The sequence below is a fragment of the Mesobacillus maritimus genome (assembly GCF_044803185.1).
GTDB lineage: Bacteria > Bacillota > Bacilli > Bacillales > Cytobacillaceae > Mesobacillus_B > Mesobacillus_B maritimus_B.
In genome coordinates this window covers 2,445,657-2,468,427 of the sequence record NZ_CP085225.1, presented here as the reverse complement: position 1 = coordinate 2,468,427, position 22,771 = coordinate 2,445,657, and the positions used below count along the sequence as shown (strand labels likewise).

Genomic DNA, 22,771 nt, shown 5'->3' with positions numbered 1-22,771 from the left:
CTAACCGATTAGCTAAGAATCGTAGAATGCTTTTTCTCTGGAAGTGGGTAATCCTTGTTTTCAAATGTTTCGTACCGACTAATTAATTCTTTTCTTAATTCACATGGCACAATAAGATCATCGACAACAAGCTCACTCGACAACTTGACAATGTCATACCCTGCTTTGTATTCCTCTCGAAGTTTATTTACTAATTCAGCTCGTTCTTCTGGATCCTCCACGGCTTGAATTTTATTATAATAAACGGCATTAATGGCCGCTTCTGGACCCATTATCGCAATCTCCGCAGACGGTAATGCGATAGTTGTATCTGGCTCGTAAGCTGGGCCTGCCATTGCATATATTCCTGCTCCGTATGCCTTACGGACAATTACGCACATTTTGGGAACATTCGCACTTGAACTAGCAAAAATGAAGTTTCGCCCCCTACGTAAAATCCCTTCTTGCTCAACCTTTGTTCCAACCATAAACCCAGGCGTATCACATAAGTAAAGTAATGGAATATTGTACGCATCACACGTCCAAACAAATTTTGCCCCTTTATCGGATGATTCAGGGAAAATTGCTCCACCTTTTTGCATTGGTTGGTTCGCAACAACCCCGACAGTTTTACCATTTAGCCTTGCAAAACCTGTTACCAACTCTTTTGCGTAATTTGCTTTTACTTCAAAGAAACTGTCTCCATCGACAACAGACTCAATCAATTTACGCACATCATACGCACGATTTGGTTCTTTTGGAATAATACTATCAATCTCTTTCGGATCTCTTGTTGGTTCAACTACTGGATAGACTGGTGGTTTTGCATCAAAAGAATCTGGGAGATAGGATAATAGCTTCTTAACAATCTTAGCCGCATCTTCCTCTGACTTGGCAACGAAATCAGCTGATCCACTCTTGGAAGCATGCATGGTTGCCCCACCAAGTTCTTCAATATCCACTTTTTGCCCGGTAGCCATCTGTACCATACGTGGAGAAGCAATGGCCATCCCTGAAGTTTTATCCACCATGATATTAAAATCAGAGAATACTGGCATATAAGCAGTGCCTGCAAAACATGGTCCATAAAGAACGGCTATTTGTGGGACACGCCCAGAAAGCAAACTATGATTATACCAGATTCTTCCTCCCGAATACTTTTCGACATGATACCCGCCTGCCTCATCAATCCTTCCGCCGGAGGAATCAATCATATAAACAATTGGCCGTTTTCCACGCATAGCAGCTTGCTGGATTCTCAAGATTTTTTCACTATGATAGGTACCCATACTACCCGCTTTTACTGTGTAATCACTAGCCATAAAGAAAATGAGTCGGTCCTCAATTTTCCCTGTACCTGTCACAACACCATCAGCAGGCAATTTTTCCTTATTTGCGTTAGCAAATAAGCCCGTTTCATAGAAAGGCTCTTCTCCGTCGAAATAGAGCTTTAAGCGGTCACGAACAAATAATTTCCCTAGTTTTTTTATTTTCTCATGATCTGGTCCACCCTTTTGGATTCTTTCTCTTTCGGCAAGTATTCTCTGTTCACGTTCCAAAGCAAGCACATCCTTTTCAGTGTATTTAATTATGTTTATTGAGTTTGTAATTTACTTGAGTAAGAGAGTATCCCTAATTGTTTCGTGAGAATCTCATTCATGATCTGTGTCGTTCCGCCACCAATTGTTTGGATTCTGGCATCTCTCCAAATTCTTTGAATTGGATACTCCATCATATAGCCATTTCCACCATGAATTTGTAGTGCTTGATCAGTCACACGATTCAACATTTCTGAAGCATAAGCCTTTGCCATCGTTGCTTCCGTTATACAATTTTCGCCTTTGTTGTATAGGTAAAGCGCTCGATAGGTAATATTTCTTGCTTTTTCAATATCTACGGCCATATCTACCATTTTATGGCGAAGCACTTGAAATTCAGATAAAGGTTTTTTGAACTGGATTCTCTCTTTACTATATTTTGTCGCCAGTTCCAACGCTTTCTCTGCGGCTGCAATACAGCCTACAGCTAATGTCATTCTTTCATATTGAAAATTGTTCATGATATAAAGGAATCCTTCATTTTCTTTCCCAATGAGGTTTTCTTTTGGGACTCTTACATTGTCGAAGAAAATCTCTCCTGTATCAGAAGAACGCCAGCCTAATTTCTTAAGCTTTTTTCCAACTGAATATCCTTCTGAATTGGTTTCAACAATAAACAAACTGATATTACGATGGATCGGTTCTTTCCGCGTCTTTGCAGCAACGATTACATAATCTGCATTGACACCATTTGTAATAAATGTTTTCGAACCATTTAAGATGTAATAATTACCATCTTTTTTAGCGTTTGTTTTAATACCTGAAACATCTGAGCCACCATTTGGTTCGGTAACCCCTAATGCAGAGATTGCCTCTCCCTTAATCCCGGGTACTAAGTATTTCAGTTTCTGCTCGTGGGTTCCATATCGCCATATGTTTGTCATCGCAATTGTTGTGTGAGCTCCAATTGCAGCCCCTACTCCACCAGCACCACAACGTGCTAGTTCTTCAGTAAAGACTGCCTCCATGATTACATCCAGTCCACTACCACCATACTCCTCAGGGAATTTTATCCCCAAATAGCCTAATTCACCCATTCTTCGATATAAACTTCTAGGAGTTTCCCCATTGTTTTCCCATGATTCGATGAACGGGATTACTTCCTTTTCCAAAAAAGAGCGAACAGCTTTACGAAACATTTCATGTTCTTCAGTGAAAATCCAATGTGACATTATTTCACCCCTTTCTTTTTACAAGCCAATTTGCTTGGAGATGATTTCTTTCATAATTTCATCGGTCCCGCCGCCAATTCGTGGCAAGCGACTATCTCTCCAAGCTCGTTCAATTGGATATTCCGCCATATATCCATTCCCACCGAAAATTTGCAGAGCGCGGTCTGCAACCCAATGCCCCATTTGCGCAGCTGCTAGCTTCGTCATCGATATCTCCTTTGAAGGGACTTCTCCTTTTGAGAATCTGTAAGCTGTCGCATAGGTTAATTCACGGCAAACCTCAATCTCTGTTTTCATTTCTGCAAGCATATGAGCGATTACCTGAAAATTTCCTATTGGCTGGTTAAAAGCTTCTCTTGTTTTCGCATAATTCAAAGCCTGCTCATATGCAAATTCTGCTGCTCCAATTGCCCCCGCTGCTCCAACCATTCGTTCACCCTGTAGCTGCCACATGATTTGGTAGAAACCCTTGCCCTCTTCACCCAGCAAATTTTCATGCGGAACACGGACGTTATCAAAGATAAGCTCTGCCGTATCAGATGAACGCATTCCCACCTTATCTAGCTTTTTCCCAACCGAAAAACCTAGCCGATCCGTTTCAACTAGGAATAGACTAATTCCCTTTGGCCCTGGGTCTTCGGAAGTCCGCGTAACAAGCGTGACGAAATCGGCACGAGTCCCATTCGTAATAAACGTTTTCGTTCCATTGATGACCCACTCATCGCCATCACGTTTTGCTCTGGTTTGAATCCCCATGACATCTGAGCCATTATTTGGTTCCGATATCCCAATTGCCGCAATCTTTTTCCCTTGGATGGCTGGCTTTAAAAACCGCTCATGTTGATCCTTCGTTCCAAATTTAAATACCGGCGGAGTCGCCATATCGGTTTGCACTGCAATTGCCATTGGCAACCCACCACAACCGCATTTATTTAGTTCCTCTGCAAGAACCATACCTGAAAAATAATCTCCACCCTGACCGCCAACCTCTTCAGGGTAATGTAAGCCTAATAGACCAAGTTCTCCCATTCTTGTAAACACAGATCGCGGAAATTCACCTGCTTCTTCCCACTCATCAACAAAAGGAACTATTTCCTTTTCAACAAACTTACGAATCATACTCCGCAATTGGTCGTGCTCTTCGGTAAAATATGGTTCATATGGCATTTCCATCACCTCAATTTTTAATATCTTTTAATAAGTGATCATCGATTTCTAGCTCAAGACGGAGCATATTGGAGCCAAAGCATTTCCCAAGATTGTCTAGTCGTGTGGAGGAAGAGCCTCCACCATCCAGAGCCTCTTTGCATACAAAATTCAACCCGAAAATATTCGGTACCTCATAACGGATTACTTCCCCTTCAACAAGGCCTGAGAAATGTTCTTTCACTCTGTCTGGTGTCAATTTTGCAAGGAATTCTTCATAGATTGCTTGATTAGAAGCGAACACCCCTATATTTACAATGTTACCCTTATCACCAGAACGAGATTGGGCAATATCCTTTAGCTTTACAATCGCCATCAATTACACCTCCGCGATTTCGACTTTAATATGATTTTCAACTTCTTCTCTTGGAAGCAAGGTCGCCCACATGCCTAATAACGCCCTTGGAGCCGCATTCCCGGAAAATCCACTCATCGATGGGGGTCCGTTTAGGGCTAGTGGTGGAAAGAGTCTGCTGAATTTTGCGGCTTCTTGTTTCGTTTTTGCCTTAACAACCATGCGTAAAAATACTTCATTTAATTCACTTTCATTATCATGAGCGAGAGGACCACTTAAAGAGTTATATCCCATAAAATCAGTTCTGACTTCGTCATAAATTAAGCCTTTTCTCTCCAATTGAATCCGGATAATTTCATCGACCTTCTTGGCCTTCAACATGGCATCCGGCCAAGAAAACCCTACAATTACTTGCCCTGCGTAGCCGTTTTCATAGCCCATAACCACTTTTAATGTATCGGGTCTAGGCTTTCCTCTTGTCCCAGTTACTTTCACTTGATTAGGTCCGACATTCTCCAAATTTACGTTTGTTAAGTCGACGACAACATCAGGAGTAAGATAAGCTGATGGGTCATGGATTTCATATAGCATCTGTTCTTTAACCGTATCGACAGTTACTAATCCGCCACGGTCCTCCACTTTACTAACGATAAATTCCCCATTCTCTGAAACCTCTGCAATGGGATAACCAATCTGATCAAAGCCCTCGATGTCCTGCCAATTACCGCTAAAATTGCCCCCAGTTGATTGTGCAGAACATTCAAGTAAATGTCCCATAAATACACCACTGGCTAACTTATCCCATTCTTCTTTTCCCCAGTTAAATTCGTGGATTAATGGAGCTAAGAACTGGGCTGTATCCGTTGTCCTACCCGTTACGACAATATCTGCACCAGCTTCTAAGGCTCGAACAATCGGCTGCGCCCCGATGTAAGCGTTCGCAAATTCTAGTTTGTCTTTTATTTGATTAATCGAAGCCCCAGTATCTAAATGATTAAGAGAATATCCTTTTTCTTCAAACTCTGGAATTCTATCTAATACGTTATCGCCTGTTACAACAGCCACCTTTAAATCCTTAATCCCCATTTCCCTTGCTACTCTAATGATTTCCTGTTGGGCGCCGGTAGGATTGATTCCCCCACCATTCGTTAGTAATTTAATCCCTTTTTCTTTTACATACGGAAGCAATGCTTTCATTTGCACCGATATATCCTTCGTGAAGCCTGCATTTTCATTTTTCCGCTTATCCTTGACCAATATCGCCATGGTAAGTTCAGCCAATGCGTCGAAACAAATATATTGAACATTCCCTTTTTCTGCCGTTGCAACCGCTGGTTCGATTGTATCTCCATAGAAACCTTGGGCAGCCCCTATCCTTACAGTTTTCATACGTTAAGTCCCCCCTTTTTTAATCGTTATTAATTTTTACAAGGACATCACCTTCTTGTACAAACTCTCCTTCAGCAGTTTCAATGGCTGTAACAATCCCAGCATGCGTTGCTTCAATTGGAATTTCCATTTTCATTGATTCCAAGATTATTAATACATCGCCTTCTTTTACAACATCATTTTGTTTTACCTCGATTTTCCAAACATTACCTGACATTGATGCTAAAACATCTTCCATTCCAACCACTCCTATTTATATTTTTTTATTTTCCAATCCATTTCGGCGGCCGCTTCTCAAGAAAAGCAGATGCCCCTTCTTTTAAATCCTCACTCATAAACGATACAAGTCTTAAATTTGTTAAATAATCAAATGACTTCATTAAATCCATTTGTTCTGTATTAAAAAATGACTCTAGACTCAACTTGACAGCTAGCGGGCTAAAGCTAGCCACTTGTTTTGCCAGTTTCAGTGTCTCCGCTTCTAGTTCATCCGGCCTCACCACACGATGGACTAAGTTTAATTCTTTTGCCTTATCAGCTGAAATGATTTCAGCTGTCAGCATCATTTCCATCATTTTTCGATCGCCAACTGCCCGGCGTACCCATGGCATAATAACGAATGGTACGAGCCCTAACCTTAGTTCAGTCAATCCTAATTTTGCTTCCGTAGAAGCAATGGCCAAATGACACATTGCCACTAACCCAGTCCCGCCTCCTAGCGCAGCACCATTGACACTTGCAATGAGGGGCGTAGTAACTTCAGCCCCCAATTTAAAAAGCTCTGTACTTGCTCGCCCCTCAAAATATAGTTCAGGAGCCGTTTTCTCCAGGTTTTTCTGGAACTCTTTTAGATTCCCACCAGCTGAAAATGCCTTTCCTGCACCTGTCAAAATAATGGCTCTGACATTAGGATCACCATCAGCATCCCTAATGGCGGAAATAAGTTCTTGAGTAGATGTTTCTGTCAACGGGTTTCTCATTTCAGGTAAATTCAAAGTTACCTTAGCTATGTTTTCTATAACCTCATAGGTAATAGTTTCATAAGCCATTTCTTTCACCTCATTTCCTCTCAATACTCAAACTACTATTAGTTATGAATGCAAGATGCGTGCCAAAACTAATAATATGCTTGAACATTGCGTATAAGCATATATCCCCATTAGAGATGTACATGAAACCGCACATCTGTTTACAGGTGTTTCGTAAAGTTTACAATTAGCAGATTGTAATTAGACGTCATACATTCTATAATTATAGATGTATGAATAATATAAATTTTCTGAATAGTAGAGGTGAAGTTAAATGAAGGTTAAAAGTTTTACTACTGTTAACTATGTCGATTTATCTCCCCTCGCTACCATACGGGAGACTATATCCGCTTTTCTCGGATACCGAGTCGATATTGGGTGTATTACAAAAGATAATAAGTTAATAGGGATTGTACATAAGAATTCGATTTACCAGGCTCTGATTGATAATTCTTCACTAGATGACCCTATTAAACCCCTTATTAATAAAAACGTTATCACTATTCAGAAAGAGCAATCCCTATACGAAGCAAGGGAAATTATGGTTAAAGGCAATGTAAGTCAAGCTGTCGTCCTTGATCAGAATCAAGATGTTTATGGCATCATGTCTAAGTCAGACCTAGTTAACTCACATATGACTGCGTTTCAAGATACTATGAGTCGGATGAAATCACTAATAGAAAACCTTCAAGATGCAGTCATATCCGTTGACTCAAATTTAAGAATTACAACGTATAACCAGACAGCCATAAATTTACTAAACTTAAATGGTAAGCATTTATTAGAAGCACCAATTGATCTTTTTCTTCCGCCGTTTAGAAGATGGTTAATCGAAACATTAAAAACAGGAAAGATTCAAGATGCAAAAAGAATTACTTTTCAAGACCTCACAGTCATTGCTTCATTTATTCCTATAAGAGAAGTTAATCTTGTAACTGGCGCAATGGTTGTCCTCCGCGATGTTACATCCTACGAAAATATAGCCAATGAACTAGAAACAACTAACCGATTAAAAAGAATTTTAGATAGTGCACTCGAACTCGCTTATGATGGGGTTGTCATCACCGACAATAACGGCCAAATTACGATGGTGAATAAAGGCTTTATGGAGCTCTATCAAATAGATAATCAACTTAATGTAATAGGTCGCCCCATTTCTAAAATTGCACCCCAAATCCCATCAGAGAAAAGCCTTAAATACAATGAAAACATGGAAGGAGAGCTTATCCAAATTAATAACCATCCGTGCATTGTCGCCCAAATGCCCATTTATCAGGAAGGGAAAAAGTTTGGGGCAATTTTTAAAATTATTTTCCAACAGTTAGAAGCTTGGAAAGATATCCTACATCATATGGAAAAGCTTGAAAGTGAGATTAGTTATTATCGCGGAGAATTATATCGTATTTCTAAAGAAACGAACCCCTTTTCCGCTGTCATTTCCATCAATCCTAAAATGGAGAGATTTAAACAAGATGCGGCAATTGCCGCTAAATCATTGTCAAATGTTTTAATTACGGGGGAAAGCGGAACTGGAAAGGAGTTATTTGCTGAAGGTATCCATAACTTATCCGGGCGAAAAGGAGCCTTTATTAAAGTGAATTGCGGAGCCATCCCTGAGGAACTGTTGGAATCCGAATTTTTTGGTTATGCTGATGGCGCTTTTACTGGAGCAAAAAAGGGGGGGAAACCTGGAAAATTTGAGTTGGCTCACAACGGTACACTCTTCCTTGATGAAATTGGCGATATGCCCTCTTCTTTACAGGTTAAATTGCTAAGAGTTCTTCAAGAACAAGAGTTTGAACGGATTGGGGCAACAAAGACAACAAAAGTCGATGTTCGAATTGTTGCTGCTACGAATAAAGACTTAGCTGAATTGGTCAAACAAGGAGTTTTCAGGGAAGATTTATATTACCGTATCCATGTAATCAATCTCCACATCCCTCCTTTAAGAGAGAGGCTGGATGATATTCCATTATTGTGTAACCACTTCATCAATAAAATAAATAGTAAAACCAAGAAAAATATTATCGGGGTCGCTCCAGATGTGATTAATCGTTTTCAGAATTACCATTGGCCGGGGAATATTAGGCAATTAGAAAACGTTTTGGAGAGGGCGTTTCATTATAGCCATTCAAAGTGGATTGAACTTGACCATCTACCAAAAGAACTAGATTTACTTGGCACAGGCAACCCATTAACAATTCCTGCAAGACAAGAACAGAATTTAAGTATTGACCGAAAGAAGTCCATTAATCAGACTGAAAAAGAAGTAATTCTCCAAGCATTGAAGAAAAGCAAGGGCAATCGAACGAAGGCAGCCGAACTTTTAGGAGTTAGCAGGACGACACTTTATCAAAAAATGAAAAAGTTTCAAATAAAAGAGGAATTAGAGTTAAGGTTCACCTCTTCCTGAACAAAAAGAAGCAACAATTGGAGAGTTATTCCAATTGTTGCTTCTTTGGCATGTTATCATCACTAAACTGCAAGAAAGGGCTCTCATTTTTACTTTCCTGAGCTAAATATTGTTGCTTTAAGACCGTTTTCTGTATCTTACCAGCTGGAGTTTGTGGAAATTGTTTGACAAACACAACTTGTCTAGGAACCTTATAATCAGCTAAGTGTTTGTTACAGTAAAGAATTACTTCTTCCTCAGTAATGGTTTGCCCCGCTTTAGGCATTATATAGTACCTTCCTATCTCACCTAGAAATGCATCCGGAACACCCACCCCCGCAGCTAAGGCTACTTTTGAATGCTCCATTAAAATATTTTCAACCTCAACTGGGTAAACATTGTATCCCCCTTGAATATACATCTCTTTCTTTCTACCCTTGTACACAACATACCCTTCATGATTAAGATAAGCAATATCACCCGTATAAAGCCAGCCATCCTCGCTAAACACGTTGTTAGTCTCCTTTTCAAGCCCCAAATACCCTTTAGCGGCACATCGTCCCATAATTGCCAACTCCCCAACCTCACCGTTCGGAAGTTCTTTTCTTTTATCGTCAACAATCTTCACCTTGAAATCACCAATCGGCACCCCTATACTTTCTAGCACTTTTGCCATAGAATCCGATAACCTTGAAAGAATACATGCCCCTGATGACTCACTTAAACCATATAAATTTATAATCTTTGCTTCAGGAAGTTGCGATTCAATTGCCAGGCATAATCCAGGGTCAACATTAGACCCTCCGACAATGCAAATTTTTAACGAATTTAAATTATATTTGTTAATTCCAGTATGACTTAACAGCATAATATACATGGTGGGTACCCCACCAAAGACCGTTGGTTTTAATTCATCTATTACTTCTAAAACTTTTTCTGGAATAAACTCTGGAATCAAGACGATGCTTCCACAACTTATTAAGGAACAGTGGACCGTACAAGTAATCCCCCCGACATGGTTAAGAGGTAGACACCCAATCGTGCGGTCATCCTCTTGAATAGATAGATGATCTACCTGCGCTTTAGCTGATTCTAAAATGCTCCTATTTGTAATTAAAGTCCCTTTAGGCTTCCCAGTTGTCCCAGATGTATAGATGATTAGCACCAAGTCATCTTCTTGAACGGTTTGTTTTACTGATTCCAAACCTTCTCTATCCAGCGGGAGACTTAATAAATCATTGAAGCTTAGACTACCTAGAATCCCTTGCTCTAAGAAAATAATTTTTTCAACAGTTGGAATCTTCCCCTTAATCCGCTCTAATAAACTAGAGAACTTAAATCCTTGGTATTCAGAAATGGAAACAATTCCTTTTGCTTTAGAATTATTCAACATATAAACTAACTCTGATTCCCGGTAACGAACGTTTAAAGCTACTACACACACTCCAATTTTCGAGGCAGCAAAATACGTGTAAAGCCATTCTACTTGGTTTAATGCTAGCACCGCTAGACAATCCCCTTTTTCAAACCCTTCCTTTAACAGTGCTGTGGCCAAAATATCGGAGAGCTCATCAAGCTCTTTAAAAGAAACACTTTGTTCACTGCAAATTAAAAACGGCTTATTAGGATACTTAACAACGGCTTCTGACAAAACTTTATGAACAATCCAATTTTGCAAAAAGACCACCCCCAGAAACTTTTCCAACAAAATTCAATTACTCATTAAACTATTATGCAATAATCATGCCAACATCTAATGTGATTGTTTCGTTTAGCTTTATATGTATTTGGGTACTTTTATTTACTACTGTTATAAAATTTTAACAATATGTTCACTAAACGATGATTTATTTGCTCTAAAAATAGTAGTAATCAACTATTGTAAAAAGGGGAGGTCCTAATAAAAGTTCAATGAAAGAAACAAAAGGCATCGGTTAATACCGACGCCTCCAAGTGTCTAGGTTCTTTAGTTTTTAAGTTAATTTAGGCTACGTTCTTAAATTAATTTGTTTTTTTTCAATTATTCCTGTTATTTCTTAAAAAAAACACATTAGGACAAGGCACAATAAAGAAGGTTATACACTTGTATGTTTCTTTACGTATATCCCTAACCGTTTTGCGAGTACCTCATTCATTATTTGGGTTGTTCCTCCACCAATTGCATTAATTCTTGCATCACGCCAATATCTTTGAACAGGGTACTCCATCATATAACCGTTCCCACCATGAATTTGCATTGCAGTATCTGTGACCCTATTTACCATTTCTGCCGCATACGCTTTCGCCATTGTCGCTTCAGTTACAGCATCCTTGCCATTCATATATTTGTAGAGTGCAAGATACGTAATATTTCTTGCTTTTTCAATGTCAATGGCCATATCCGCCATTTTATGACGCAACACTTGAAATTCTGACAATGGTTTATTAAATTGGATTCTTTCCTTGCTGTACTTAATCGTATCTTCCAGCGCTTTATCTGCAAGCGCAACACAAACGATTGCCATGATTATTCTCTCTAATTGAAAATCCTCCATGATATATTTAAATCCTTCATTTTCAATACCAAGTAAATTTTCCTTTGGTACTCTCACATTATCAAAGAATAGTTCTCCTGTATCAGAAGAACGCCAACCTAATTTCTTCAACTTCTTTCCAACAGAAAATCCTTCCCAACCTGTTTCCACAATGAAAAGACTGATGTTTTTATGTTTCGGTTCTGGTTTGGTTTTAGCAGCTACAATGACAACATCAGCATTCACACCATTTGTAATAAACGTTTTTGAACCATTTAATATATAATGGTCACCGTCTCTTCTAGCTGTAGTTGTAATGGAGGCAACGTCAGATCCCCCTCCAGGTTCGGTAATTCCTAGAGCGGAGATCATCTCCCCTTCAATTCCAGGTAATAGATACTTCTTCTTCTGTTCATGATTTCCAAACTTCCATAACTTTGTCATTGCAATCCCTGTATGTGTGCCAATCGTTGCCTGAACGCCACCAGCCCCACACTTAACCAGTTCTTCAATGAAAACAGCTTCAGTTATAAGGTCCAAGCCACTTCCACCATATTCAGTAGGGAATTTAATTCCTAAGTAACCCATTTCTGCCATTCGTTTAAATAATAATCGAGGTACCTCACCATTTTTTTCCCATTGCTCTACATACGGAGTAACTTCCTTTTGAACAAACTTACGGATCGTTTGGCGAAACATTTCATGCTCTTCGTTAAAAATCCAATGTCCCATCAAAGATTCCTCCTTTGTCTTCTTTTAATGGTTTATTTTACCCTGACAGATCACAGATTTAATGAACGGACTTATTTTGAAGCATTTCTTTAGCTTTTTGGGTAAGTAACTTTTGATTAATTTTACCTTCCGCGGAAATTGGCCATTCGCCCTCCCAAATAAGAATATCTTTTGGAACCTCATAATCTGCCATTTTCCCTTTGCATCTATTCCTTAATTCGTCAGGAGATAGATTACTATCTTGTTTTTTCATTCTAATCCATGCGACTAGCTTTGTTCCCCAAAAATCATCTGGTACACCTAGTGACTGGACATCTTCGATTTCATCCGAGAAGAGGTCAACAAGTTGTAAATTCACTCTATACGTAGAAACATTTTCACCACCGGATTTTATAACGCCTCCTAATCGTCCTAAGAAACGTACATACCCATGCTCCATCGTTCCATAATCCCCACTATGGAAATACCCTTCAGCATCAATGGACTTTTCCGTTTTATCTGGTTGTTTATAGTACCCTTTAAATAAAAGAGGGCTACGATAACAAAGCTCACCTGCTTGATGCTCAGGAAGCTTTTCACCTGTATGGAGATCTTTTACAACTACCTCTACACCTGGAAGTGGTTTCCCGTTAGTAAATTTGTTGATTTTAGAGTTAATGCAATCGTGATCTCCTAAGGCAATTAACCCGCACTGCTCTGTTTGACCAAATAGCATATTAATTACTACTTCCTCGCTATTGCACATTTCAACAGCTAGATCATATGCTTTTGGATCTCCCGCTAAAAGCATTTTCTTTATATTGAAAGAGTAATTGCTGAATTCAGGCAGTTGTTTGATCCCTTGTAGATGGGCGGCAAAAGCAAAAGTCGTCGTAATCTGGTGCTGATGAATAAGCTGAAGAGCTTCTAATGGGGCAAATGAATCCATTATATAGAGGGTTGTCCCTGCATATACTAAATTTAAATTAATTGCATTCAAGCCACCTACATGAAATAGCGGAGAAAAATTAATATACTTATCATCTTCTACTAAACCTGTATTCTTAGCCATGTAGTTAGCGGCTGCCAAAGGTGTTCTCTGATCCAACATTACCGTTTTGGAAACACCTGTAGACCCAGAGGTCTGATACATAATTTGAACGTCGGTTGCGATTTGTGAGTTCACTCGTTTCAAAACTTCATTATCATAATCTTTAGCTTTATCAAATAAAGAAGAAAATGATAGGAATCCGTCATAATTTTTTGAGTCCCCACCTACATGCATAAGATACCTCAAACTAGCTACTTTCTTTGATGCTACCTCATCCCCATTTACTGTATAATCCGTGACTGAATTATTGATTAAATCGATGAAATTTTTTCCCTTATGCTCATCGATTGTGACAATAACTTTCGGGTCGTTCCGTTCAACAATCTCCCTAATTTCGTTTTCTCCCCATAATATGTTAAGCACGTTTATGACAGCACCTACATGAATAGCTCCTAAGTAGAGGTAGATAAACTCAGGGCGAGTTGTTGGTAATACGGTGATACGGTCACCGGGTCTTACTCCTAGTTCAATTAACATAGATGCAGATTTATAGACATTTTTATAAAGTTCTTCAAAGGAAACTTCGCTTCCTTGAAAAACTAGGGCTACTTTCTTGTTGCGAATTTGACAGGTTTCTTGAAAAAGTTCCGGTATGGTCTTCTTACTCCAGCTTGAGTTCGCAATTCTTTCATACAACATATGTTTTCCTCCTCTTAATCTACTTCCTTTCTAACAGCTTCCGCCATTACTTTTATGACAATCTAGTCTTGAAAAAATATCCACCCCAAAAGAAATTTCGGCTAAACTGATAACTTGTATGATTATCATGCAATAAGCATGCCAATTCGAATGGTGATAAATCCCCTGTGTAAATAGCATATTGATAACTTTTCCTTACTACTGTCTCAAAACCTTAACAATCTGTTCATTCTTTAATGCATTTATTTCGTCTGAATTACAAAAAGAAAACACCGGAAATTCCGGTGTAGTTTATTACTCTATTCGATTGTTCTATTAATAGGAAGCAGGTCTCAATTTCCCACTTACAGCACCATTTTCTATTACCCAAACAAACAAAAACCCGCTCACAATGGAGCGGGTTTTCATCTATTTAATCTTCAAATTACTTCATCCACTCAGGCTTTCCAAATCCCTGAAACTCTTCATCAATGATTGTTTCAAACTCGTCTGACTCAACAATCGCTTTGATATCTTGAGCAATTTGAGAACTCTCGTTAGCGGTCGTTACTGCCACAACATTACGGTAAGGGTCAAGCATGTTTTCAAGTGCTAATGCGCTTAGTAAATCCATCTTTGCAGCTAGAGCAAAGTTTCCAGGAACAGCAGCTAAATCAGCACTATCAACAGAACGAGGAAGCTGTCCAGCTTCAATGGGTTGGAACACTAAATTTTTTGGATTTTCAACAATATCTTTTTCGGATACCGTTAGTGGGTCTGCATTCTCGTCGACTTTAATTAGGCCCTGATCTTGAAGAGTGTTAAAAGCGCGAGCTGCGTTTGTTGGATCGTTTGGTACAGTAACTGTTGAACCGTCTTTAACTTCATCAACAGACTTGTACGTGTTTGAATAGATACCCATCGGTGCTGTCGGTACAGAAATCAATCCTGTTAATTCCATGTTGTTTTCTTTTTCAAAGTTTTCAAGGTAAATCGAATGCTGAAATAGGTTTGCTTGTATATCGCCATTATCTAACGCTTTGTTTGGCTGAATATAATCACTAAATTCAACCACTTCAACTTTGTAGCCCTTTTCTTCTAAGCCTGGTTTAATTGCTTTTGTTACCATGTCACTATACGGTCCAGCTGTGGCACCAATTTTAATTTCCTTTGACTCTTCTGATCCTGCATCCTCACTCCCACTGCTCTCAGTGCTTCCACATGCAGCAAGTGTCCCTGCAACAAATAATAGAATGAATAAAGACAACCATTTTTTCATATTATTTTCCCCTTTTCTTTTTTATCTTTGGCTCTTTTCTCAACTTTGTTGGTTTGAAAATAAAAACAATGGATTCCACCAAATCTTGGTTGCAAAAAAAACCACAATTATGAGAAAAGAGCTTACAAACGTTTTTAAAACCTTTTAACTAGCTGTTCTTACGTTAAAATCGGCACTTGGATTTTAACACCAATCTTTACGAAAAAAGCCTTATCTTTTATCGACAACTTTGGCGATAAAATCACCAAGGAGCTGAATAACCTGAACTAAAATAATTAGAATAAGAACTGTTGCAATCATAATCGTATTATCATATCGATAATATCCGAAGCGAATCGCCAAATCCCCGATTCCGCCGCCACCTACGGTTCCAGCCATGGCCGAAAATCCGATTAAACTAATCAGCGTTAATGTGACACCAGATATGATTCCCGATCTCGCCTCAAGAAGTAGTACATCCTTAATAATCATCCATGGTGTGGCACCCGCAGCAATGGCGGCTTCAATGACACCTTTATCAATTTCGCGCATCGCCGTCTCAACAATCCGAGCAAAAAACGGAATTGCCGCAACCGACAAGGAGACACTTGCAGCGGCAGGTCCAATGGTGGAACCAACTATTGCGTCGGTTAACGGGAGTAGCGCAACAAGTAATATAATGAAAGGAATTGATCGAACTAAATTCACGACAAAACCTAAAATCGTCTGAGCAAACCTATTTTCCATAAACAACCCTTTGTCTGTCACATATAACAAGATTCCAACTGGTAAGCCAATGATGATCGCTACCCCTAATGATATTGAAATCATATAAATCGTTTGAAAGAAAGCTCTGTTGATTTCAGGAAGAAGTTCCACGAAATGCTGAAAATCAAAGCCCATCTCGTACCACCTCCACTTGAGCTGCCCGTTCCTTGATATACTGAAGGGCTGATTGAACTTCCTTTTCCTGTCCCCTTAGTTCCATAATAAAAATCCCGAGTGGCATTTCTTGGATGTATTCAATTGAACCATGAAGGAAATTCCCTTTGACATTGAATTGCTGAAGTGTATCCGAAATGACCCCTTCCCCGGCAACCTCCCCTTTAAACGTCACTTTCACGATTGGTCCGTCACAACGATGTAAAATAATGTCAGGAACATCAAAGGAAACGACACTTTCAATGAATTCTTTTGTTAGATCTGTCTCAGGGCTCGCAAAGATGTCATAAACAGACCCTTGTTCAATCACTCTGCCATCCTGCATGATGGCCATGCGATTACAAATTTCCTTCACCACATTCATCTCATGTGTAATTAACACAATCGTGATGTTTAGTTCGTCATTGATTTTTTTCAATAACCTTAAAATGGACTTCGTGGTGGTAGGGTCAAGTGCTGACGTTGCTTCATCGCAAAGCAGAACAGCTGGGTTATTAGCAAGAGCCCTTGCGATTGCCACCCTCTGTTTCTGCCCGCCACTGAGCTGGGAAGGATAAACATCTCTTTTATCCGCAAGGCCGACCATTTCAAGCAACTCTTCGACACGTTCCTTCATTTTATTAGCCGGAAACTTTGCTGCCTTTAATGAGAATGATACATTCTCAAATACGGTTTTTTGACTGATTAAATAAAAGTGCTGAAAAATCATCCCAATCTTTAGACGAGCAAGTCGTAACCTCTCCCCCTTCAAAGATGTAAGATCTGTACCATTAACGGTAATTTGACCAGTTGTTGGTCTCTCTAATAGATTGATGCACCTGAGCAACGAACTTTTGCCTGCACCAGAGTATCCAACGATTCCAAAGATTTCTCCTTCTAGAATCGAGATCGAAACGTCGTCTACGCCTTTTACTTGTCCTTTTTTCGTATTGTAAACTTTTGAAAGATTATGAATTTCAATCATACCACTACCTCTTTTTCTACAAAGTTCTACAAAGTTCTTCTTTGAGAAACACTAACTGCCTAGTAAAAATGCCCCTTTCATCTGAAAGAGGCATCGAAATACAATAAATCTCGACTTATCTTTCAGAATGGAAACATTCTGCAGGAATTGGCACCTTCCCAAATTGGGGGTTGCCGGACGTCATCGGGCACAGTCCCTCGGTCACTCTGGATAAGTTTATTAATTTTTTAAATTTTTTATATAGTTATGATAGTACTAATCTATTACTATCTTGTCAATAATAAAAATAGTTTTTTTATATAATTTTTCTGTTCATCATTTAAGACTTATATAAATCCGTTCGTCTATCTTCATAAATAGGAATCCTATTCCGGACATCCTCTACTTCCTGGAGATTAATCTCTAGATAATATATTCCCTCACCTGTTTTTTTGCTTAACATAACTTCTCCCCACGGGGCAATAACCATCGAATGACCATTAAATTCATTATTCGGATCAGTTCCAACTCGGTTAACGGCGACAACAAAGCATTGATTTTCAATGGCACGTGCTTGTAAAAGAAGCTGCCAGTGGTCGATTCGTAGTTTCGGCCATTCAGCAGGGACAAAAATTACTTTTGCGCCCGCTAAAGTGTGGACGCGAATCCATTCCGGAAAACGTAAATCATAGCAAATTACACCGCCACAAACGATACCATCCAATTCAAAAACATTGTCTCTTTGCCCTTGTTCCATAAAAAGATGCTCATCCATTAATTTAAATAAATGGGCTTTGTCGTACTCTGCGATGATGTTTCCGTTTCGGTCCGAAACATACATCGTGTTATAAAAACGATTTTCCTTTTTAGTTGCGACAGAACCCCCGACAATATTTACGTTATGTTTTTTTGCTAGTCTTGACAATATCTCTTTTGTTTTAAGCCCATTTTCATCTGCCAACTCACTGAGCCTATCAAGAGCATAAGCTGTGTTCCACATTTCTGGAAAAACAATGACATCCACATCGGACTTCACTGCTTCCTCAATATACTTTTCAACAGCTTGATAATTTTTCTCTGACTCACCAAATAAGATGTCCATTTGAACAATTGCTAACTTCATATGATTTCACCTCTAGACAATTATATTTAAAGGTTATAGAATTTGAAATATTATCGCAATGATTTTTTAAAGAGGTGGATTATATGGAATACTCAGATAAATTAAAAAAACTACCTGTTCAATTCTTTGCAAGCCTTGTCAATAAAGTGACCAAAGCTGTGAATGAAGGCCGAGACATCATCAATTTAGGGCAGGGAAACCCCGATCAGCCTACTCCTGCCCATATTGTTAAAGCATTACAAGCTGCAGCTGAAGATCCACAGACACATAAATACTCTCCATTCAGAGGGATTTCCGAGCTAAAAGAAGCAGCGGCTGAATATTATCGTAAGCAATATGGAGTCACCGTTGACCCTAATACCGAAGTCGCGATTCTTTTTGGCACAAAAACTGGGCTTGTTGAACTTCCAATGTGCTTGTTAAATGAAGGAGACCTCATGCTCTTACCTGATCCTGGATACCCAGATTATTTGTCGGGTGCAGTGTTAGCAAACGTTGACTATAAGACCTTCCCACTAAAGGCTGAGAACAAATTTCTACCTGATTACAAGGCTATCCCATCAGAGCAAAAGGAAGCAGCAAAATTATTGTACTTAAATTATCCTAATAATCCAACGGGGGCCACAGCAGATCATGCTTTTTTTGAAGAAACCGTCGAATTTGCGAAAAAGCACAATATCACGGTACTACATGATTTCGCCTATGGAGCCATTGGGTTTGATGGTCAAAAGCCCACGAGTTTCCTAGAGGTAGAGGGTGCTAAGGAAATTGGGGTCGAAATGTATACCCTCTCGAAAACTTATAATATGGCTGGTTGGCGAGTTGGCTTTGCGGTCGGAAACCCAATCATTATTGAAGCGCTCAATCTGATACAGGATCATTTATACTGTAGCCTTTTTCCAGGAATCCAAAGGGCAGCAGCGATAGCTTTAACTGAAGACCAAAGCTGTGTGGATGAACTTGTTCAACGATATGAAGGACGCCGAAATGCCCTTATTCAAGCTTGTCATAATATTGGTTGGCAGGTTGAAGCTCCTTCAGGGTCCTTCTTCGCGTGGTTGCAGGTACCTGATGGGTATACTAGTGAGGCATTTGCTGATCTTTTATTGGAAAAAGCAAGTGTAGCAGTCGCGGCCGGAAATGGGTTTGGCGAATATGGAGAAGGGTATGTTCGCGTTGGATTATTGGTGAACGAAGATCGGCTGATTGAGGCTGTTGAACGGATCGGTCAATTAAGTCTATTTAACACATAAATAAAAAGGCGAATATTTTTCATTCGCCTTTTTCTATAAATATTAATATTGACTATTCTTATTTACACTTAGAGTTGGTTCCTTTGTATGAGCATTTTTAATAATTAAAAATAGAATCTCTATTGATAATAATAAAAAACCTAATGGAACAAAATATAGGATAGGATAATATGAAATGATTGTACCTTTCATACTGAAACCTAGCGTTTCTTGGGTACCAATAAGCGCATATTGAAGTCCATAAAAGGTTAGTAGCAAAAATAAGATCAGCTCTAATACTAGTAACATCATAAAAATATTATGCTGATGTCTAGTTTTAAGCTTAACTACGAACATTTCAATTCTTGGCATAATGCCCGAACTATAGGCAAATGCTAGCCCTGGAAAAAAGGCTAATGGCATTAGGAAATACTGGGTAATTTCATAGCTTCCTAATAAACTTGCATTTAAGAGATTTCGGAGTATAACATCAGCTACAATAAATAACATCATGATGAAAATTGTGCTTCCACTTAAAATTAACCCACCTAGTTTGATATGTTCAAAAACTTTATATGCCTTATTCAACTAAAATCCCTCCTTATCTAAAAGAGTAGCCATTAATTGTTGTCTCCCTTCCAATATCCTTACATTAAACTTGGAAGCCACGTAACAAGACTCGGGAAAATAATCAACAAACCACAAACAACTATAGCTAGCACCACTGCAATGACCATTGATTGACGGAACAACCTTTCAATAGGGATCCCTGTCACACCCGAAACTGCAAAAACACTTAGTCCAACAGGAGGTGTAAGGAGACCGATTGTACAAATGACAGACACAAGAATACCGAACCAGAGTAAATCAACATTCATCTCTTGAACAATTGGTAATAGGACCGGTGTTGCCATGATAATAACTGCTCCACCTTCAATAAACATAAAGAGAAGAAAATAAATAAGCGAGAGTAAGATTAATACAACAACCGGATACTCAATAAGTGGACCCAAGGCATTTATTAGTTCCTTTGGAAGTTGAGAGACTGTAATAAAACGCCCGAAAATCTGAGCTGTTACCATAATAAGCAAAACCATAGTTGTTATTTTCACCGTTTCCGCAAAAGATTCAACGAAAAACTGTTTATTTACTTTCCCTAATAAGAGTGCCGTAATAAAGCCGATAAACGCTCCAACCGCACCTGCTTCGGTTGGCGTAAATACGCCCGAATATATGCCTCCAAAAATAGCTAGCACAATGATGAGCCCAATAGAGGCAACGAAAATACCCCTTGATATAGTTAGTTGTTGTCGTTCCTCTTCTTCATCCTCTTTTTCCTCAACTAACCCAGCAGCAGTTTGATCACCACGGGTATGTAGAAATAGCATTACTCCTATAATAACGAGTGTCATTAATATCCCAGGAATTATTGCAGCAATAAACAGAGTACCAATTGGTGTTTCTGTTACAACACCATATAAGATTAGAATAATACTTGGTGGAATGATCCCTGATAAAGATCCAGCAGCAGCGATGGTTGCCCCCGCAATATCATCACGAAAACCATGTTTCTTTAGCTCCGGAACGGCAACCTGCCCTAAAGCAGCTGACGAACCAGACGTAGACCCCGATACAGCGCCTAGGAAAGCACCAATGATGACGGTTAACACACCTAGCAACCCTGATTGCCCTTTAGATAGATTAAATACAATACCGTACATATCACGAACAATTCCAGATTTCACGATAAACTGTGCCATTAAAACAAATAAAGGAATCGTTGTTAAGGTATAACTCGCAACTTGTTTATAAGGGTTACTTTGTAGAAAAGAAGTGATGTAAGCAGGACCTTCTAATAATATTATGCCAATTATCCCGATACTGAGTAATACAGAATGAACATGCAATCCTAAAAATAAAAATATCGCAAAAAGGAAAAGCATCAATAGGTAAAATACTTCAATTGGCATCTTAACACTCCCTTCTAATTAGAAATGAAGGAAAGGGGGCTTCCCCTTTACCTTCTTTTTCATTTATTCAATATTCATAACTTCTTCTGGTACCGTACCACCTTGTTCAACAATTAAATCTCTCCAAAGCTTAGCCATTTCTTTCCCCGGGTGACCATTCTTTTCAACTTGGTCAATCCATTGGAACCAAGTATCTTCCACACCTTTTACTAAAAGGTCCTTTGCTTCCTGGTCTAGCTCATCTATTGTTGCAAAAACAGCACCTTTATCTTCTGCATAGGTTCGATTTTCCTCTGAACGATCCATCCAAAGTTGTGCGCCATCAAGAATTTGGTCATAGGATATTTCCTCCATAATTTTCTGGATATCCTCTGGTAAGCTATTCCACTTTTCTTCCGTCATAGCCCACGCTCCCGTATAATGTCCGAGATTGATTCCTTCCAGTGTGTAATTAAACACATCTTGCATCCCATATCCCGTCCAGTCAGCGATACTAAAGAAGCTACCCTCAAATGCACCACGATTGATTGCATCAAACATATCCGCTGATGGCATTGAAATCGTATTAATCCCTACGTTTTTCGCGAAAATTTCATGAACCCTAGATGGGGAACGAAGTGAAACATTTTGGAAGTCTTTGACTGTTTTAAACGGATAGTCTTTAGTTGAAATAACATATTGTTCTGTAGTTGGTGTCGCAAATACTTTTAATCCCTTTGATTGGTATTCCAATTCATTAAACGACTTTCCATCTATCAACTCTTTGTCACTTTCTACAAGGTCGGCATAAGCTTTAGTCGCAAGCATTGTATCAGAGTCTAGCAACGGAAGCATTGTGACTTCACTTAAAGGAAATCGTTGCGGATCATAAAGTGGCCACAATGGTGCGGCAATATCAATTGTCCCATTCTGAAGAGCTTGTAATTCTTCATTAACCGGGATGAGCTCTTGGTTAGCGTAAAATTCAAACTTTACACGTCCATCTGTCTCTTTTTCGACCCTTTCCATCCATGGCTTGAAATAGCCTGCCCACCACCCATTTTGGGTACTTAAGGCGGAGGAGAGTTTTAATACAATTGTCTCTCCATTATTTCCATCCTCATTTCCAGATTCCGTTCCACCTCCACTACTTGGTTGCTGTACACATCCAGAGAATAATAAAGCAAATATGATTAACGAAAAAAGGATCTTCAGCTTCTTCATTCTTATCACTCCATTTTTTTATTGGCGAACTATTGACCTGCAAACTAATGAAACAAAGCATTAATATAGAAAACGTTTTCATCTTTAA

19 protein-coding genes and 1 riboswitch are annotated in these 22,771 nt (G+C 39.1%); of the genes, 2 read left to right on the top strand and 17 right to left on the bottom strand.

What is annotated here, in order from left to right; all coding sequences use genetic code 11:
* Positions 1 to 8: 8 nt before the first annotated feature.
* From LG336_RS11810 to LG336_RS11780, 7 genes are read right to left on the bottom strand one after another with little or no spacing between them, the layout of a single operon-like run.
* A complete protein-coding gene (locus LG336_RS11810; RefSeq protein WP_404332721.1) occupies positions 9 to 1,547 on the bottom strand; it encodes an acyl-CoA carboxylase subunit beta in 1,539 nt (512 codons plus the stop codon).
* A gap of 26 nt (positions 1,548 to 1,573) precedes the next feature.
* Positions 1,574 to 2,749, bottom strand: coding sequence for an acyl-CoA dehydrogenase family protein (locus LG336_RS11805; RefSeq protein WP_404332720.1), 1,176 nt, complete (start codon positions 2,747 to 2,749; stop codon positions 1,574 to 1,576).
* A gap of 18 nt (positions 2,750 to 2,767) precedes the next feature.
* The gene (locus LG336_RS11800) at positions 2,768 to 3,916 is read right to left on the bottom strand and encodes an acyl-CoA dehydrogenase family protein (RefSeq protein WP_404332719.1); all 1,149 of its coding nucleotides are present in this window, start codon (positions 3,914 to 3,916) and stop codon (positions 2,768 to 2,770) included.
* 10 nt (positions 3,917 to 3,926) lie between these two features.
* Positions 3,927 to 4,271 (bottom strand): hypothetical protein, encoded by a 345-nt coding sequence (locus tag LG336_RS11795; protein WP_404332718.1) that lies wholly within the window; start codon positions 4,269 to 4,271, stop codon positions 3,927 to 3,929.
* A gap of 3 nt (positions 4,272 to 4,274) precedes the next feature.
* Positions 4,275 to 5,639, bottom strand: coding sequence for an acyclic terpene utilization AtuA family protein (locus LG336_RS11790; RefSeq protein WP_404332717.1), 1,365 nt, complete (start codon positions 5,637 to 5,639; stop codon positions 4,275 to 4,277).
* A 19-nt stretch (positions 5,640 to 5,658) separates the two neighbouring features.
* On the bottom strand, positions 5,659 to 5,877 hold the full coding sequence (locus LG336_RS11785; RefSeq protein WP_404332716.1) for an acetyl-CoA carboxylase biotin carboxyl carrier protein subunit: 219 nt from the start codon (positions 5,875 to 5,877) through the stop codon (positions 5,659 to 5,661).
* Positions 5,878 to 5,902: 25 nt separating this feature from the next.
* Positions 5,903 to 6,688 (bottom strand): enoyl-CoA hydratase/isomerase family protein, encoded by a 786-nt coding sequence (locus tag LG336_RS11780; protein ID WP_404332715.1) that lies wholly within the window; start codon positions 6,686 to 6,688, stop codon positions 5,903 to 5,905.
* A gap of 253 nt (positions 6,689 to 6,941) precedes the next feature.
* Here LG336_RS11780 and LG336_RS11775 point away from each other — a divergent pair, with 253 nt between their 5' ends.
* Complete coding sequence (locus LG336_RS11775) at positions 6,942 to 9,080, top strand: sigma 54-interacting transcriptional regulator (protein WP_404332714.1); 2,139 nt, start codon at positions 6,942 to 6,944, stop codon at positions 9,078 to 9,080.
* Positions 9,081 to 9,105: 25 nt separating this feature from the next.
* On the opposite strand, the gene LG336_RS11770 is transcribed toward LG336_RS11775, so the two are convergent.
* From LG336_RS11770 to LG336_RS11740, 7 genes are all read right to left on the bottom strand, one after another.
* Positions 9,106 to 10,737 carry a class I adenylate-forming enzyme family protein gene (locus LG336_RS11770; protein ID WP_404332713.1) on the bottom strand — a complete coding sequence of 544 codons (1,632 nt, stop codon included), beginning with the start codon at positions 10,735 to 10,737 and terminating at the stop codon, positions 9,106 to 9,108.
* A gap of 397 nt (positions 10,738 to 11,134) precedes the next feature.
* Positions 11,135 to 12,304, bottom strand: coding sequence for an acyl-CoA dehydrogenase family protein (locus LG336_RS11765; protein WP_404332712.1), 1,170 nt, complete (start codon positions 12,302 to 12,304; stop codon positions 11,135 to 11,137).
* 58 nt (positions 12,305 to 12,362) lie between these two features.
* Complete coding sequence (locus tag LG336_RS11760) at positions 12,363 to 14,033, bottom strand: class I adenylate-forming enzyme family protein (protein WP_404332711.1); 1,671 nt, start codon at positions 14,031 to 14,033, stop codon at positions 12,363 to 12,365.
* Positions 14,034 to 14,457: 424 nt separating this feature from the next.
* Positions 14,458 to 15,291 (bottom strand): MetQ/NlpA family ABC transporter substrate-binding protein, encoded by an 834-nt coding sequence (locus tag LG336_RS11755; protein ID WP_404332710.1) that lies wholly within the window; start codon positions 15,289 to 15,291, stop codon positions 14,458 to 14,460.
* A 210-nt stretch (positions 15,292 to 15,501) separates the two neighbouring features.
* On the bottom strand, positions 15,502 to 16,173 hold the full coding sequence (locus LG336_RS11750) for a methionine ABC transporter permease (protein ID WP_404332709.1): 672 nt from the start codon (positions 16,171 to 16,173) through the stop codon (positions 15,502 to 15,504).
* The gene (locus LG336_RS11745) at positions 16,163 to 17,176 is read right to left on the bottom strand and encodes a methionine ABC transporter ATP-binding protein (RefSeq protein ID WP_404332708.1); all 1,014 of its coding nucleotides are present in this window, start codon (positions 17,174 to 17,176) and stop codon (positions 16,163 to 16,165) included. Before LG336_RS11745 ends, LG336_RS11750 begins: the two co-directional genes overlap by 11 nt.
* A gap of 112 nt (positions 17,177 to 17,288) precedes the next feature.
* A riboswitch (SAM riboswitch) is annotated at positions 17,289 to 17,393 on the bottom strand.
* Positions 17,394 to 17,495: 102 nt separating this feature from the next.
* On the bottom strand, positions 17,496 to 18,278 hold the full coding sequence (locus LG336_RS11740; protein ID WP_404332707.1) for a carbon-nitrogen family hydrolase: 783 nt from the start codon (positions 18,276 to 18,278) through the stop codon (positions 17,496 to 17,498).
* A gap of 83 nt (positions 18,279 to 18,361) precedes the next feature.
* On the opposite strand from LG336_RS11740, the gene LG336_RS11735 reads away from it, so the two are divergent.
* The gene (locus LG336_RS11735) at positions 18,362 to 19,531 is read left to right on the top strand and encodes a pyridoxal phosphate-dependent aminotransferase (RefSeq protein WP_404332706.1); all 1,170 of its coding nucleotides are present in this window, start codon (positions 18,362 to 18,364) and stop codon (positions 19,529 to 19,531) included.
* A gap of 42 nt (positions 19,532 to 19,573) precedes the next feature.
* Here the strand turns inward: LG336_RS11735 and LG336_RS11730 are convergent, their stop codons facing one another.
* The 3 genes from LG336_RS11730 to dctP all read right to left on the bottom strand — a co-directional run bounded on the left by LG336_RS11730 (position 19,574) and on the right by dctP (position 22,683).
* Positions 19,574 to 20,098 carry a TRAP transporter small permease gene (locus LG336_RS11730; protein ID WP_404332705.1) on the bottom strand — a complete coding sequence of 175 codons (525 nt, stop codon included), beginning with the start codon at positions 20,096 to 20,098 and terminating at the stop codon, positions 19,574 to 19,576.
* Positions 20,099 to 20,157: 59 nt separating this feature from the next.
* On the bottom strand, positions 20,158 to 21,480 hold the full coding sequence (locus tag LG336_RS11725; protein ID WP_404332704.1) for a TRAP transporter large permease subunit: 1,323 nt from the start codon (positions 21,478 to 21,480) through the stop codon (positions 20,158 to 20,160).
* 63 nt (positions 21,481 to 21,543) lie between these two features.
* A complete protein-coding gene (gene dctP / locus LG336_RS11720; RefSeq protein WP_404332703.1) occupies positions 21,544 to 22,683 on the bottom strand; it encodes a TRAP transporter substrate-binding protein DctP in 1,140 nt (379 codons plus the stop codon).
* Positions 22,684 to 22,771 lie beyond the last annotated feature (88 nt).